Raw genomic sequence first — 15,348 nt, forward strand, 5'->3', positions numbered from 1 at the left:
CGCGGGTGGCCCCCTACGGCTATCGATGCAACCGCAGGCAGGCAGCCGACCGTGACGGAACGAGGCCCGGACGGCCTCGTTCGCGTTACCGGCCGGCGTCGCCGCCGCCGGGCGAGACCGGTTCCGCCACGCCCGATGCCTGCTGTCGACATTCCGCATGCCACCCGGCACGCGCGTGAGCGCGCCGATAGTCGGTCGGCGTCGTGTCGAAGTGCTGCCGGAACAGGTGCGCGAGATAGTCGCCGCTGCCGAGCCCGCAGCGTCGCGCGATCGAATCGACCGGCAGCGCGGTGCGCTCGAGCATCGTGCACGCGTGGGCGAGGCGCGTCTGCGTCAGATAAGCGCTCGGCGTCACGCCGATTTCCCGTGCGAAGTTGCGCAGCAGCGACCGCTCGCTCATCGCGACGAGCGCCGCGGCCTGCCGCATCCGGACGGGGTTCGCGTAGCTGGACGCGATCCATTCGGCCACGTGGCGCATCTTGTCGGCCATCGCCCACTCGTTCAACGGAATCCGGATCGCGGCGGATTCGAGCGGGCCGCCAGCGCGTGCGGCAGCGTCGTTCGACGTGTGAACGGACCTCGTGGTGCGGCACCGGACCGGCTCGCGTTCCGCGTCGTGTTGGTGTTGGCAGTTGCAGGCATGGCACGTCGAGCGTCGAGCGTCCGGGATGAATGGCATCAAGAAGAGCGTCCTGTCGTGGTCGAGTGGGGATTGTCGATGCCGGTCCGGACAATCCGTGTCCGGATGTCGAGCGAGGATTCCGGCAGTGGCGGCATCGGCGTCGGCGTCGTTGTCGTCGTCATCGTCGTGATCGATCCGCACCGTTGCGACACCGCGTTGCCGTTTTGCAGATGCAGATGCAGATGCAGATGCAGATGCAGCGGCGGCGGTGCGGCGATCCGGTGTCCGGCGATCAGTTCGCGTCGAACGACGCATCGATCGCGTCGAGCCGCGTGGCGATCATTGCCAGCAGGTCTTGCCGCACGGTAGTGCGACCGTCGGGCCCGCGGGCGGCCGACGCATGCAGCGCGCGCGCGAGTGCGTCGAGCGCCGTGCAGGTATCGAGCGTGCCGGCGACGGCCCAGAGGCCCGCGCGTCGAGGCGGCAACCCGCGTGCGTCGCCGGCGAACAATGCGATCTCGGTGCGGGTGCGCGCGAGCGAACGCGTCAGCGCGCCGTTTGCACCGATGCAGTTCCAGCAGAATCCGTCGGACCGGCGCGCCATCGGCTTGACGACATGCACGACGATGTCGGCGCCGGCGGCGGCTGAATCGCGGGCGATCCGCCAGTCCAGTCGCGGATGGCGCAAGCGCAGCCCGGCGAGCCAGCTTTGCGCGTCGCGTTCGTCGATGCCCCACAACCGCAATGCCACGCGAAGTGCGGCGCGGCGGCCGTGCGGCGCACGCGCATTCGATGCAGCGTTGAGGTTCGGGCGATCGATGGGTCGGGTCATAGGGGGCAGGCACGAGTGAAGGGATGCCGATGGTGTGCGTTCATCGGGACAAAATGTGTCCTGTTTGACGACCGGATGCGAATGGCGTGTCACGCGGAACTCGGGACGCCGTTTGTCCCGATGCGCGGTTAAGGTGACGGCTCGCACGACCGACGAAGCCGGGCGCGCCACGCGCGATCGGACCGTATAGATGCATGTGCAACTTTTTTCAAGGAAGCAATATGAAAGGCTACCCGTCACCGCTCGAAAGTCTTGCGGCATTCGCCATCGCATTTGCCGCTGGCGTGCTGTCGACGGCCGTGCTTGCCAGATACGTCGGCAAGGTGCAGGCCGACGCGCGGCGAACGGTCGCTGAAGCCGGTTGACCTGTACGGCAGACGCAGGCATCACGGCGTCGCCGCCTCGATGCATCGCCGTGGCGAAGGCTCGATCGAATCCGAGTCGTGCTCAAGAAATCGGGACGGATGCCGTTAACCCGTGACGTTCCCCCTTCAAGTCACGGATTCTTCCCCATGCCAGATCTCGATCGCGACATCATGCGCCTGCTGCCCGACGCCGGCGCGCAGGCCGACTACGTCAGCACGCCGGACCTGTATGTGCGGATGCAGGAAATCGTGCCGGACCTTCCGTCGATCAAGACCGTGCTGCGCCGTCTTGCCGAACTGGAAGCGCGCGGCCTCGTCGAGACCGACCGGCGCGGCACGGCCTCGGTGTGGCGCCGCAAGGACGGGGCGAGCGGCATGGCGGCGAAGGCCGGCTCGATCATGAGCTTTGACGAGGCGCTCGCGCTGCAGACGTTGCGGCGCTTTTCGTCGCGGCAGATTCCGGGGCTCGTCGCCGATTCGATTTCCGCGCTGTTCAAGATCGCCGATGCGCGGCTCGAACGGCCCGTCAGCGAGTCGGAACGCAAGTACGCGCGCTGGACCGGCAAGGTCGCGGTCGAGAGCGGCGGCTTCTCGCTTCACTATCCGGCCATCGACCGCAAGATCTTCGCGGCCGTGTCGCGCGCGCTGTTCGAGGAGCGCCGGCTGGAGATCGTCTACCGGCCGCGCCACAACGCCGACAACGAGACGCCGAAGACCGTGCTGCCGCTCGGCCTCGTCGAAGTCGGCGGGCTGGTGTACATGGTCGGCGCGACCGAAGGCAAGCCGGAGCCGACGCTGTACCGGATGGACCGGCTGTCGCGCGCCGAGGCGATGCTCGAATCGTTCGTCTATCCGGCGTCGTTCTCGCTCGAGGTCTACGTGAAGCAGCAGCGCCGCTTCGACTTCATGGTCGACAAGGCCGTGAAGCTGTCGCTCAAGTTCGTCAACCAGGCCGGCGACCATCTGCTGGAGGCGCCGCTGTCGCTCGACCAGACGACGCGCCGCACCGACGACGCGCTGTTCGTGCAGGGCACCGCGATGCTGAGCCAGCGGCTGCGCTGGTGGCTTCGCTCGTTCGGGCCGAACGTCGAGGTGCTGGGGCCCGCGAGCCTGCGCGCCGAGCTGGCGGCCGAAGCGGGTGCGCTCGCGCGGATCTACGGCGTCTGACGGGCGACCCATGGCACGAGTCTTTCCGAATGGCTGGGAGGCGCTGGCGGTCAGCGGCGCGGCACAACGCGAGATCGAGACGCTCGAGACGCTGCGGCGCGACTTGCCGGACAGCTACACCGTCTACCACGGCGTGCACTGGACCCACCTCGACAAGGGCTTCGCCATTTTCGGCGAGGCCGACTTCGTCGTCGTCGGGCCGTCGGGCCGCGTGCTCGTGATCGAGCAGAAATCCGGCCCGCTCGAGGAAACGCCCGACGGGCTGGCCAAGGTGTACGGGGCGACCCGCAAGCGCGTGTCGTCCCAACTGGCCAGAACGATTGCCGGGATGCACGGCCGCTTCAAGACGGCGTTCGGGACGATGCGCTATCGGCTCGAGGAGCTGTTGTACTGCCCGGACTACCGCGTGAAGCAGCCGGAAATCGCCGGCGTGAACCCGGAGCGGATCGTCGACGCGACGCGCCGTGCCGCGCTGCCGTCGATCGTCCAGGCCATCCTGCCCGCCGACGAGGCGCGCTTGCCCTGTGCGGACCGCATTCACGCGTTCCTGGCGGACGAGCTGTCGCTGACGGCGGATGTCGGCGCGACCATCGGCGAGGTGGCGCGCGTCGTCACGCGGATCTCGGGCGGCCTCGCGACATGGGCGCGTGCGATCGAGTGCCGGCCGTTTCGCCTGCGGGTGATCGGCACGGCCGGGTCCGGCAAGACGCAGCTCGCGCTGCGCGTGCTCGAGGACGCGTCGAAGGCGGGCCGGCGGGCGCTGTATCTGTGCTTCAACCGGCCGCTGGCCGATCATCTGCGCCGGATCGCGCCGCCCGATGCGACCGTGCTCACGTACCACACGCTCTGCCAGCAGGCCGCGGCACGATGCGGCGACACGATCGACTTTGCCGACGGCGGCGTGTTCGAGCGGCTCGAGCGCGCGCTTGCCGGCTGGCAGCCGGACGACGCCGAGCGCTTCGACACGATCGTCGTCGACGAAGGGCAGGACTTCCTGCAGGACTGGGTGGCGCCGATCGAGCGGCTGCTGCGCGGCGACGGCAAGCTGTGGTGGCTCGAGGATCCGATGCAGAACCTCTATCGGCGCGACGGCGTCGCGCTGCCCGGCTGGGTCGAAGTGCGGGCGATGTCGAACTATCGCAGCCCGCGCGACATCGTGCGCTTCGTCGGCGCGCTCGCCGGCGCGCCGATGGGATTCGAGGCGGCCAGCCCGTTCGACGGTTCGGACGTGGGCCTCATGACCTATGCCGGCGCGCATGCCGCGCAGACGACACGGCAGGCGATCGACGCCGCGCTGGCTGCCGGCTTCGCGCCGTCCGACATCGCGCTGCTGAGCTTCCACGGTCGGGACAAGTCGCTGTTTACCGTCCTGGACCGGATCGGCGCGCACGCGTTGCGCAGCTTCACCGGCGCTTACGACGCACACGGCGCGCCGGTGTACCGGGACGGCGAGCTGCGGTTCGATTCGGTGTTCCGGTTCAAGGGGCAAAGCGCGCCGTGCGTGATCCTCACCGAAGTCGATTTCGAGCAGTTCGACGAGATCGCGCTGCGGCGGCTGTTCGTCGGCGCGACGCGCGCGACGGTCAAGCTGTTCGTCGTGATGTCGGATCGGGCGGCGCGGATGTTGATGGAGCGGATCGGGTAGCAAGGGGCGGGAAGGCGAATGGCGGTGCGTTCGCTGCCATGGATTCAACAATTGTGATGGTGTCATTCATGCAGATGTCGTGGGGGCTATTGGGCCCGGAAATGCTGACGGCCGAACGCCGGACGCGGACGCTGAACCTCGGCGCGTCCGTGCGAGCGTTCAACGAGCTGGCGGTGCCGGGACTGGGCGGGCTGTGGTTCGCGAAGCAGTTGTTTCTGGCCACGCTCGGGGTGCGCGCGGCGGAGCACGCGCGCGCGAGCCGGTTGAAAGTCACCAATATCGAGGCGGGGAATGCGATCGAGGCGATTGCGTGCTGGTCGGGGTTCCGGCGCAACGGGCACGCGCAGGACGCGCGTCTGCGCGGGTTTCGCAAGTTGAATGGCCAGCAGGATCTGACGTTCGCACGGGTGCGCAAACCGGGTTTTTATGTCAGTCAGCCGATGCGGATGTCGATCGTTCAGGCGTTGCCGTCGTTTGGCCTCGTGGACACCGGCGCGAGCCGGTTCAATGCGTTTCAGTGCACGCCGGCCGGCGAAGCGCTGATCGACGCTCAAGCCAGCCGCTACGAGCCGTGCTATCGCACCCAGGGCGTGCTGGATTATCTGGTGTACTGGATGAGCCGCGGTGAACGGCTCACGGACAAGCACGAGTTTGCCGACGCGCTGTCGCCGCTTGAAGCGATGACGCCTGACGCACTGGCGCTGGTCGCACAGCAGTTGCGCATCGGTGGCGGCGACACGGAGGACCGGCAGGCGCGTCGGCGGGCCGCGCTTGAGTGGGTGAACGCGGTGCGTGAGGGCGGCGACGAGGATCGCACGCTCAACTGGGCGCGGCGCCCTGGCGCGATCGTCAACGAGCACTGGAACGACTTGCGCGCGGGCGCGCGGCTGTTCCGTGCCCGTGACGAAGCGCTGGCCGTACTCGACGCGCTGGAAGCCGCGATTGCGGCCAACGGAAGCCGACCGAGCTTCGAGCTCGGCGCACGCATCCCCGACGCCGTCGCGGAGCGGCTCGACACGCTCGCCGTGGCCGCGCAGGCGTTCCTCGACGAAGGGCATGACGAGGCTGGCGCGCAGCAATTTTGCCGCGAATGTACCGATCCCGACCACACGAAGCGCCTCGAAACGCTGGTGCTGCGCGACGAGCGGGTATTGCGCCTCAGGTACGGACAGGTCGTTCCCGGGCCGGCATTCCGGGCCGGTGCGACCGCCGCGGCGGACCCGGCCGAGTCCGACGAAGCGGCGCCGACGGTGCGCTCGGAAATCGTCTGGCCCGCGGGCATCTCGTATCGCATCCAGAACCTGTTCCTGCTGAATGCCGACTTGCACGGCCAGCTCGATCACTGGCTTGACTCCCGCAGCCCGGAGGCAGAAGCATGAGCAGCAACGCACGGGCCGTCAAGCGGCCGTCGCTGGCACAACTTTTCGACGCACCGGACGACTTTCTCGGGCATTTCGGCTGGCTGTGCGGTTATGCGGCCGATCCGGCCTTTCTCAATGACGCACTCGAGCGCTTCACCGGCCAGACCTCTGCGCGTCGTGCAGCGGGCGGGCGCATCGCGCTCGCGATGATGCTCGATCCGGGCAACCCACTGATCACGGCGGTCGACGTGCCGGGATTGATTCATCTGCCGATGCGCAGAGATGTGCCGCGCCCGTTCCGCTTGCTGCATGCGAAAGTGGCGTTGCTCGGCTTTCGTCACCAGGACGATGCGTCGCGCTGGTGCGTGCGGCTGATCGTCTCAACCGGCAACTGGACGCGCGAGACGCTCGAGGACAGCCTGGATCTCGTGTGGAGCATCGACGTCGCCGGCGACATGCTGGCGAATCGCGACGACGACACGAAAACCGCGTGCGCCGACGTGCGCGCCGCGTGGCGAATGATCGCGCGGCTCGAGCCGCATTTCGATGCACGCATCTTCGCGGCCATCGGCGGCGCGTTGCCGGGCGAATCGGCGCATGCGGATAGACAGCTGCGGGGCTGGATCGAGCAGTGCGAACAGGCGGCGGGGCGTGCCCGCCCGCGCTTTCTCGACAACTGGGACAAGTCGTTGCTGACGCAACTGCCCGTGTTCGCGGAGCGTGCGACGGGCGGCGCGGCCTGCAATCGGCTCGCGATGGGCTCGGGATTCTTCGAGTCGGTGTCGGCCGGCGCGAGTGGTGCGCCGCCCACGCTGCTGAGGATCATCGCCGAGCTGAAGCGTACCGGTCGGATCACCGCGAACTGCAGGATCGACGTGTTCGTCAATCCCGACGCGTGTCAGGCAGTCGCGGGTGCCGTCGCCGCGCTGGCGGCGCATGGCGTGACGGTGCGGCACGCACACGCGCCGGAAGCCGTGTTCGGTACGGCGGCGAACGAGCGACGGACGTTGCATGCGAAGTTCCTGTTCGCCGCGAACGAGCGCAACGGTTCCAATGCCTGCACGAGTGCGTGGCTGTACCTCGGATCGGGCAACCTGACGAAGCCGGGTCTCCTGTCGCCGGTCAGTGCGCACGGTGGAAACCTGGAAGCCGGGGTCGTGTTCGCCGTAGACGAGTTGCAATGGGAAGCGCGGCGCGGCGTACCGCCGGGGCGCGTCCTCGGCAACGTGCTGCCGGTGCAGCGCAGCGCATGCGTCGGAATTAACCAGACGCTCACGCCCGGCGCGGACATGCCCGAGCGCCCCGACGAATGCATGGCGGCGCCGGTTGCCTGGTTGACCTGGTGCGACGCCGGTCCGGCGGGGCCGGGCAGATTGACGCCGGCCGAGCCGATGGACGGGTTGGACGTGATCGGCCCGGCTGGCGCGCCGTGCGACAGGCGCGCGGATGCTTTCGTGTGGCCGGGCGATCGTCCGCGGCAGGTCGAGGTTCGCTGGGTCGATGCGGATGGCCCAGGGCGTGCCACTGTGCCGGTGCTCGACGAATTCGGGCGGGTGGCGGCGACGCCGCTGACCACGCTGGACGTCGACGAAATCTGGTGGCAACTCGCGAGCTTTCCGATGGCGCCGGACGACGATGTGCCGGACCGCTTCGGCGAAGGGTTCGATCCGGCGCCGACCGTTGCGCCAGGCGTGGCGCCGGCCGACGGACGCACGTATCCGATCCGCCGGATGATGGAGCTCGTCGAGAACATCGCGCAGCGGCAGACGGCGGTCGACGTAGCAGACTGGCATGCGTGGTGCAGCCGGCTCGAGCAGACGCTCGCTCGTGCGGCGGACAGCGCCGGTGTCGCGGCCTTCGCCGAACTCGGGCTGAATCCGTTGTCGCCGCTGCGGGCGGCGCCGTTCCGGCCGGCGTACGCGGAGACCGGCGACAGTCCCGCTGGCGCCCGCTATGAGGCGGCGCTGACGACCATTGAACAGGCCTGGGCGGTCGACTCGCTACCGGCATTGGGGAGCATGGCATGAAGGAAGCATTCCTCGGATGGGAGGCGGTCGGTGCGCGTCTGATGCGCATCGCGGAAGCGGCACACGCCGCTGCCGACGAACCGGTGCAGGCGGCCGGCTGGCGACTGAACGACGGGCAGTGCGCGAGCCTGCGCGCGATTGCCGGCAGGCTGCCCGGGAACGGCCTGATCATTGCGGACGAAGTCGGCATGGGCAAGACACGAATTGCCGTTGCCGTCGCGCGGGCCGTGATCGAATGCGGCGGGCGTGTCGCGATTCTCGTGCCGCCCGGTCTCGGATATCAATGGGGTGCGGAATTGCGGGACGGCGATGTGCAGTCGCCGATGCTGTTGCGTAGTCCATTGCAATACCTGTGCGCGTGGAAAGACGAGGATCCTGCGATGCGCAAGCCCTGGTTCGACGAGCGCGCGGTATTGATTTCGCATGCATTCGGCACATGGCCGCTTGGCGGCAGCCGGCAAGAATGGCGCTGGCGGTTGCCTTCCGCGCTTTGTACGCGCTGGCGTGAGCGCCCGCGTGGGAGTCAGTCGGCGCGGCGCGGCGATCGCGAGCGGGAATATCTGCGCCGTGCGGTGGCCGGCATCGTCGATGCCGCGTCGGTCGATCCGGACGGGCCGATGGCGCGGCGGCTGACCGGGCTGGTCGAGACAATGATGCCGGGCGACCGGCGCCGCATGGGACTGAACGATTCGGCAGAGTATCGCAGCGGCCGCAAGCTGCGCCCGGCACTTGAGCAAGCGGTCGGCGCAGGCCTGGGTGCATTCGATCTGATCATCATCGACGAAGCCCACAAGGGCCGCGGAGACGACAGCGGGCTGTCGAAGCTGCTCGAGAACGTGCTGCTTGCGTCCCCGTCCGTGCGGCGCATTGCGCTGACGGCCACGCCGGTGGAACTCGACTCCGCGCAATGGAAGCAGACGCTGGGCCGCATCGGCGCCGATGCCGAAGCGGTGGGCAACGTGATCGAGCGATACTCGCAGGCCGTCCGGCGGGTGCGCCAATGTGTCGGTAACGACGAGGCGCGCGACGCATACAAGACGGAGGCGGCGGCGTTTCGGCATGCGCTCGCACGCTGGGTGTTGCGGCGCGACAAGCGCAACGACCGGTATGTGCAGGCGTTCGCGCGAATGGCGAACGAACCGGGTCACGCGTATCGGCGCGAACGCGAGATTGTGGTCGATACCGTGCGGCTCGACGACCGGTGGAAGCAGGCCGTCTGTGCGGCCGAGTCCCTGTCTTTCGTCGGCAGGCAGGCGGACGCCGGCTGGTCGCGTCTCGCGACGCGCCTGCGGCTCACGATGGGGAACGGGCATGGCATCGCGACGCTGATGGATCGCGCGACCCGTGATGCCGACACCGATCGCAAGCAGGAAGAGCACGACAAGGCGGCCGGCGCCGAATCGGTCATGGCCGATCCTCCGCCCGATGCCGCTGCCGACGCCAAGGCGCGGCAGCGCGCGCAATGGTGGATCGACGTGGCGACGCGCCCGTTCGGCGACGGGCGCGGCCCGCTTTACGACCACCCGGCGATCCTGGCTGCGGTTGCCGAGATCGATGCGGTCACGCGGCGCGGCGAGAAGGTTCTCGTGTTCGGCCGGTTCACGCGCCCGCTGCGGGCGCTGGTCGATCTCATCAACGCGCGCGAGATGTTGACGTGTCTTGATCAAGGCAAGCCCTGGCCGCAGAGGAAGCTGAACGATCGTGAGTGGCCAGCGGTGCAGGCGGCGCATCGTCAACTGAAGCGCACTGGCGTGCCTGAGCGCGACGCGCTTGAACGCGCGCTCGAGCACAACTACAGGACGCGCGAAACCGAGCGGGAAAAGTATCGAGATGACTTGCTGAGTCTGATCGGGCAGGGCTTGCGCGACGACACGTCGAATGCATGGGCGAGACATCTGTTCGAGGCCTTCGAGCGGGCTGCCGACACGCGCCGCGCCGGCAGTGCCGACGCGAACCCGCGGGCGCTCGTGGCACGTGCGATGCATGCGCTGCGGGGCAGCGACCTGGAGCGGCGCGATCCGTCGGTCTATGCGGCGGCCTTCGTCGAACTGGTCGAGGCGACCAGCGATCGCGACGTCGAGCAGACCGAAATGGAAGCATCCGGGGACGCTGAATTCGACGACGCCGATTTCGATGCCGCGTGGAAGACGATCGAAGCGCGCCTGAACGAAGAATTCAACCGTCCCGAGGGTGGCTTCGCCCGTCTGATGCATGGTGAAACCAAGCCGGAGACGCGCAGGATGCAGCAGCTCGCCTTCAATCGAGCCCATGTGTACCCGCGAGTGCTGGTCGCACAGTCGATGGTCGGGCGCGAGGGACTCAACCTGCACCGTGCATGCCGAACCGTGGTGTTGTTGCATCCGGAATGGAACCCCGCGGTCGTCGAGCAGCAGATCGGGCGCGTCGATCGTCTCGGCAGTCTGTGGGAGTCGCTGATCGACCGCGCCATGCACGGCGCGCACCCAGATGATGTTCCGCGCATCGAATTCTGCCCGGTCGTATTCAAGGGGACCTACGACGAAGTGAACTGGCGCGTGCTGCACGAGCGCTGGGAGGATCTGCGCGCGCAGCTGCACGGTGTCGTCGTGTCGCCGCGTCTGGCGGAGTGTCACCCGGAGTTGATCAGGGAGATCGACGATATCAACCGCGCCGCACCGGACTTTACGCCACCGCCGGAGCCCGATGCGGAACAGCCCGCCGGGACGCAGCGTGCGGCGCAGAACGATGACCGGTTCTCGGCCCGCGACACCGGACAGGAAGGGCACGGCTGAAGCTGTCTGCCGGCGTCGCATCGCCGATGCGAAGCTCGTTCCGAAGCAACCGCACGTTCCCCTCACGGGGCAGCCCGTCGGCCCGATTCGCGGTTCGGCAAAGGTCGTTTCAATGAAGCAAAAAGGAAATCGATGAATCGCAATGCGTTCGTCGCGCAACCCGCGGTCGCGGAGTTCGTGACGTGGCTCGCCGAACAGTTGCCGACCCTCCCTGTCCGACTGCGGTTTGCTCGCAGCAAATTCGTTCCCGGTGGCCTGGATATCCGCGTGATCGGCATCGAAGCCGTGCTCGCGCGATATTGCTGGAACAGTTCATGGATCGATCCGGACACCGGGCGACGGATCGACTCGCACGACTGGCAAACGACGCGGGCATCGCTGCGACGACTGAGCGGCTTGCTGCGCGCGGCCGTTGCCAGCGGCGACGACGAACTTGCAGGCGTAGTCGCGCGCGAAGTGTTGCGATGGGGCGGCGTGGTCGGCGCGCTGCCGTTTATCGGCGCGAAGGTCAGGAACCGGGCATTCCGTGCATACCTGCAATCGCTTACGCCGCTGTTGGCGCTGGATGGTTCGCAGTCGACAGACGATTTGCATGCGCTTAACGTCGAGCGCTTCGACGCCGGGTTGACCAAGGTCCATGCGCTGCTCGATACGACCGGTTCGCCGATCTACGATAGCCGGGTCGGCGCGGCACTGGCGATGCTGTCCGAGCGGTTTCGCGCCGATGCCGGACGCGCTGGGGTTCGGCACACTCCGCTGCGCTTCCCGTCAGGGCCGGCGCGCGGCGAGCAGATTCGCGATCCGGGCGCGCTGGGTTTGGCGGGCGCGCCGCAGTTCCATACGCGTCGGGTGCCGGCGGAGTCGTGGGCGCGCTGGCAGTTGCAAGCGGGCTGGATCATCCGTGCCGTGCTGGAACGAACCACATGGTTCGCGGACGAGCCGCATGGCGACGGGGCGAGTCTGATCGCCGCGCGCTGCCACGCGTTCGAAGCCGCACTGTTCATGATCGGCTATGACATCCGCAGCGTGGCCGGCGGAGATTGCGGCGGCGACATCGTTCGCGCCGGCGGTGAGCGTGTCGCAGCCGTTCCGACCGGCAACTATGTGCCGACCGGGCATCCGTTCAGCGCAGTGCTGGCGACTTATTCGGCTTACCGCGAAACCGGTCCGGCGAAGCACGACGCTGGCGCGTTCAGGCAATGGCTCGACTTGCCAGCGCATGCCGCAGGATACGCCGCGTTCGCGCGAAATTTCCGGAGCTACTGTTATCCGCTCGGCGCGCGCGAATTCAATTTGTACGATCGCCCGCTCGACGAAATCCGGACGATCGCACAGGGTGGCGAAGCGGGCTTGATCACCGCGAACGGCGGCGAACCCGAATTTGTCGTCGGTGACGACCGCGAACAGGTGTGTGTCGTCGATGCGGGGCTGGCCGGCTATTGCAGACTGGCCGATACGACGGCCGATGCACGCAAGCGCCGCCTCATCGCCGGCGGATTCGCCGGCACGGCACATTCGGCCGATACCCTGATGTCGGTCGGACGGAGCGTCGGCCGGCATTTCGGGTTGCTCGACGGGCGGGGCCGTCCGACGGCATTCTTCTTCCGGTTCTTCGGCAGCGGCTTCGACGAATTTCGCGATCGCCTCGGGGTCGATCGCAACGGGCGCGATCTGCGCCCACGCTGAGCGGTCAGGCGACACCGGAACAGCCGGCAGCGTGACGTGCGATCGCGAATGCGGCCTCCACTTGTCGGATGAAACCGGCCGGGCACGCCGGCCGGGTGCGCATCACTGAAAGTGATGCACGTACCGCAGCACCAGCCGCGTGCCCTGCGGCCGGTTGCGTGCATAGACCTCGAAGTAGGCGTTGAACAGCAGATGATCCTGCGGCGAGAAGCTGACCATGGCACCCGGCCCGATCGCCAGCACGGCTTCCCGCGTGCCGGAGACATCCTGGCCGTTCGCCTTCATGTCGGTGGTCTGGCGCAGCCAGTAGCCGTTGAGCCCCAGCCGCAGCCCGGGCCGCACTTCGTATTCGGTCGCGAAGTTCGCATGAACGGCCTGACCGGCCTGCGTCGAGCTCACGTCGGGCCCGAGCGCCGTCGCCGGCGCGTGATTGGTCGCATTCCACAGATAGTGCAGGCGCCACGAGACGGTCCATTTCGGCGTGACCCAGAACGTCGCGGCCCAGTACGGATCGAACGACCAGAAATGGCTGCCCGGATTGATCGCGCGTGCCGGATCGTACGCGCCGGTTGGCGCGATGAACTGGAATTCCACGCGCTGCGCGAAGCGCGGCCCCTGCGCGCCCATTACCGGATCGAACTGGACGAACGGGCCGACCAGCAGATCGCCGAACCCGGCGCGCGAATTCAGCGCGACGTTGCCGATGCCGTCGTTCGTATGCACGGACGCCACCCACGGCAGGATCACGTCGAGCCCCGGATGCATGCCGCCGAACGTCAGCGGCGCCTGGTAGACGAGCTGGCTCAGCCCCGCGAACAAGTCGATGTCCTGCTTCGGCAACCCGACCTTGTTGCCCGCATTGTCGTTGATGCGGCCAGCCGTGTAGTACTCGAGATACTGCGTGCCGTACCAGCCGGAGCCGGCCGGCGGCATCCCGTCGAGGAAGCTGGTCATCCCCAGGTTGACCGCCGGCAGGTCGGTTGCATGGGCCGGCGTGGGTCCGGTCAAGCCGGCGAACACGAGGCCCGCGATCGCAAGCAGGCGAGAGCCGCATTTCATCATCACCATCTCCTGAATTTTTATTTGTATGACTAATCAAACGGCGCGAGAAAGTTCGGGATGCGCCGAGATCGCGTGGTACTGGCCCGCATGGAACACGAGCGGCGCATGGCCGAACGCAGCGAATTCCTCGATCTGGCCGATGAACAGCAGGTGATCGCCGCCTTCGTAATGGCCGACGTTGCGGCACACGAAGCGCGCGCTGGCCCCGTCGAGGCAGGGCACGCCGCCGGCCTGCGCATCCCGGTGCGGCACGCCGTCGAACTTGTCGGCGCTCGGCGTCGCGAAGCGGCGCGACAGCTCGATCTGGTCGTGCGCGAGGATATTGATCGCGAAGTGCGTGGCCGCCACGAAATCCGGCCGGCTCGGCGCGACCTTGCGCAGGCTCCACAGCACGAGCGGCGGGTCGAGCGACAGCGACGAGAACGAATTGGCGGTGAGGCCGACCTTGCGTCCGTCCGGCGAGCGCGTGGTGATCACGGTGACGCCGGTCGGAAACTGCCCGAAGGCGGCGCGCAATTGCAGCGGATCGAGGACAGGGGGGCAGGAAACGGTGGTGTCCATGGCGCTTACTCCGAACGCGCGGCATGGGCGCGGACCAGCGCCGCGCAGGCCGACGGCTCGAACCACCACGGCGAGAATTCGCGCGGATCGTCGAAACCGTTGACGATCTGCGACGCGAGCGACGGGAACTGGCCGGCCGCGCCGAGCAGCTCGAGGATGTGCGGCGGCGGCGGGGTGAGCAGCGAGTTGGTCCAGCGCACGACATGCTGCGCATAGGCCCAGTAGCGCTCGAACGTGTCATGCATCCAGCCTTCGTCGAACGGCTCGGCCTCGCGCGAGAGGATCGCCTCGCCGTAGACCTTCGCGCATTTCGCCGCATTGTTCGAGCCCTGGCCGGTGATCGGATCGTTGACGACCACCGCATCGGCCATGCCGAACACGGTGCGGCCCGACGGCAGGCGGAAGAACGGCTTGCGCACGGTCGGCGTGAAGCGTCCGGACAGCACGCCGTTCGGATCGGTGAGTTCGACGTCGCGGCAGCGTTCGAATTCCCACGGCACGTAGTGCTGCAGGAACGACAGGCTGCGGTCGAGATGCTGCTCGGGCGTCTTCACGTCGGCCCAGCAGTCGAGCGGGCCGCCGGGGATCCCTTCGAACACCATGATCTCGCACGGGCCCGTCGTGGTCAGCGCGGGAAACACGAAGTATTCGCCGATGCCGGGCAGCAGGTTGAAGCGCACGCGCGAATACGGCTGGCTCGGCGTCATGCCCTTCACGTAGGTGAGCGCCAGCGCGCGTTGCGGGCGCTCGAACGCGCTGCGCGCGTCGTCGCGGCCCAGCAGGTTGACGACGTCACCCTTGCCGGCGGCGAGCAGCACGAGATCGTGGCTGCGCGCGAGGTCCTCGAGCTCCGGCACGCCGACGTCGCAGAGGCGCACGTCCGCGCCGCGGCGCTGGATCGCGTCGAGCCAGTCGGCCATCTTCACGCGCTGGTCGACGGATTGCGCATAGCGGGTCAGCCGCGACGACCAGTCGATCGCCTTGCGGCCGTTGCCGTCCGGATGCGGCACGGCAATGCCGATGCCGTCGACGGACGGGCACGCTTCTTCCCAGGTATTCAGGCCGAGGTCGCGCTCGATCTGCAGCGCGGTATGGAACATGCACTGGCTCGACATGACCTTGCCGGTGCGGATCTGTTGCGCGTCGCGGTTGGTCGCGAGCGTGACGTGATAGCCCTGGTCGAGCAGCGTGAAGGCGAGTTGCAGGCCGGACTGGCCGGCACCGACGATAGCGATGCGTTTCATGATGA

12 protein-coding genes are annotated in these 15,348 nt (G+C 67.8%); 7 read left to right on the forward strand and 5 right to left on the reverse strand.

Going from position 1 to position 15,348, the window contains the following annotated elements; genetic code table 11:
• Window positions 1–85 precede the first annotated feature (85 nt).
• Together ACTJKF_RS02045 and ACTJKF_RS02050 are read right to left on the reverse strand one after the other, a co-directional pair.
• A complete protein-coding gene (locus ACTJKF_RS02045; protein WP_440621889.1) occupies window positions 86–490 on the reverse strand; it encodes a helix-turn-helix domain-containing protein in 405 nt (134 codons plus the stop codon).
• Window positions 491–914: 424 nt separating this feature from the next.
• Window positions 915–1,454: a hypothetical protein gene (locus ACTJKF_RS02050; protein WP_440621890.1), complete on the reverse strand. Its 540-nt coding sequence runs from the start codon at window positions 1,452–1,454 to the stop codon at window positions 915–917.
• A gap of 221 nt (window positions 1,455–1,675) precedes the next feature.
• Between ACTJKF_RS02050 and ACTJKF_RS02055 the strand changes: the two genes are divergently transcribed.
• The 7 genes from ACTJKF_RS02055 (at window position 1,676) to ACTJKF_RS02085 (ending at window position 12,476) form a co-directional block, all read left to right on the forward strand.
• Entirely contained in the window at window positions 1,676–1,819 is a 144-nt protein-coding gene (locus tag ACTJKF_RS02055; RefSeq protein ID WP_440621891.1) for a hypothetical protein, read from the forward strand.
• 147 nt (window positions 1,820–1,966) lie between these two features.
• Window positions 1,967–2,986, forward strand: coding sequence for a helix-turn-helix transcriptional regulator (locus ACTJKF_RS02060; protein WP_440621892.1), 1,020 nt, complete (start codon window positions 1,967–1,969; stop codon window positions 2,984–2,986).
• Between the two features lie 10 nt (window positions 2,987–2,996).
• A complete protein-coding gene (locus tag ACTJKF_RS02065) occupies window positions 2,997–4,631 on the forward strand; it encodes an ATP-binding domain-containing protein (protein ID WP_440621893.1) in 1,635 nt (544 codons plus the stop codon).
• Window positions 4,632–4,699: 68 nt separating this feature from the next.
• Window positions 4,700–6,010, forward strand: a complete 1,311-nt coding sequence (locus ACTJKF_RS02070; RefSeq protein ID WP_440621894.1) for a hypothetical protein — start codon at window positions 4,700–4,702, stop codon at window positions 6,008–6,010.
• The gene (locus ACTJKF_RS02075; RefSeq protein ID WP_440621895.1) at window positions 6,007–8,019 is read left to right on the forward strand and encodes a hypothetical protein; all 2,013 of its coding nucleotides are present in this window, start codon (window positions 6,007–6,009) and stop codon (window positions 8,017–8,019) included. The genes ACTJKF_RS02070 and ACTJKF_RS02075 overlap by 4 nt, the downstream gene beginning before the upstream one ends.
• Window positions 8,016–10,790: a helicase-related protein gene (locus ACTJKF_RS02080; protein ID WP_440621896.1), complete on the forward strand. Its 2,775-nt coding sequence runs from the start codon at window positions 8,016–8,018 to the stop codon at window positions 10,788–10,790. Before ACTJKF_RS02075 ends, ACTJKF_RS02080 begins: the two co-directional genes overlap by 4 nt.
• 177 nt (window positions 10,791–10,967) lie before the next feature.
• Window positions 10,968–12,476, forward strand: a complete 1,509-nt coding sequence (locus ACTJKF_RS02085; protein ID WP_440621897.1) for a hypothetical protein — start codon at window positions 10,968–10,970, stop codon at window positions 12,474–12,476.
• 102 nt (window positions 12,477–12,578) lie between these two features.
• Here ACTJKF_RS02085 and ACTJKF_RS02090 read toward each other — a convergent pair whose 3' ends face one another.
• From ACTJKF_RS02090 to ACTJKF_RS02100, 3 genes are read right to left on the reverse strand one after another with little or no spacing between them, the layout of a single operon-like run.
• On the reverse strand, window positions 12,579–13,538 hold the full coding sequence (locus tag ACTJKF_RS02090; protein ID WP_440621898.1) for a SphA family protein: 960 nt from the start codon (window positions 13,536–13,538) through the stop codon (window positions 12,579–12,581).
• A 33-nt stretch (window positions 13,539–13,571) separates the two neighbouring features.
• Entirely contained in the window at window positions 13,572–14,099 is a 528-nt protein-coding gene (locus ACTJKF_RS02095) for a flavin reductase family protein (RefSeq protein WP_440621899.1), read from the reverse strand.
• 5 nt (window positions 14,100–14,104) lie between these two features.
• The gene (locus ACTJKF_RS02100; protein WP_440621900.1) at window positions 14,105–15,343 is read right to left on the reverse strand and encodes a styrene monooxygenase/indole monooxygenase family protein; all 1,239 of its coding nucleotides are present in this window, start codon (window positions 15,341–15,343) and stop codon (window positions 14,105–14,107) included.
• Between the last annotated feature and the right edge of the window lie 5 nt (window positions 15,344–15,348).

Source organism: Burkholderia sp. 22313, assembly GCF_052045245.1.
In the GTDB taxonomy this organism is placed as follows: Bacteria; Pseudomonadota; Gammaproteobacteria; order Burkholderiales; family Burkholderiaceae; genus Burkholderia.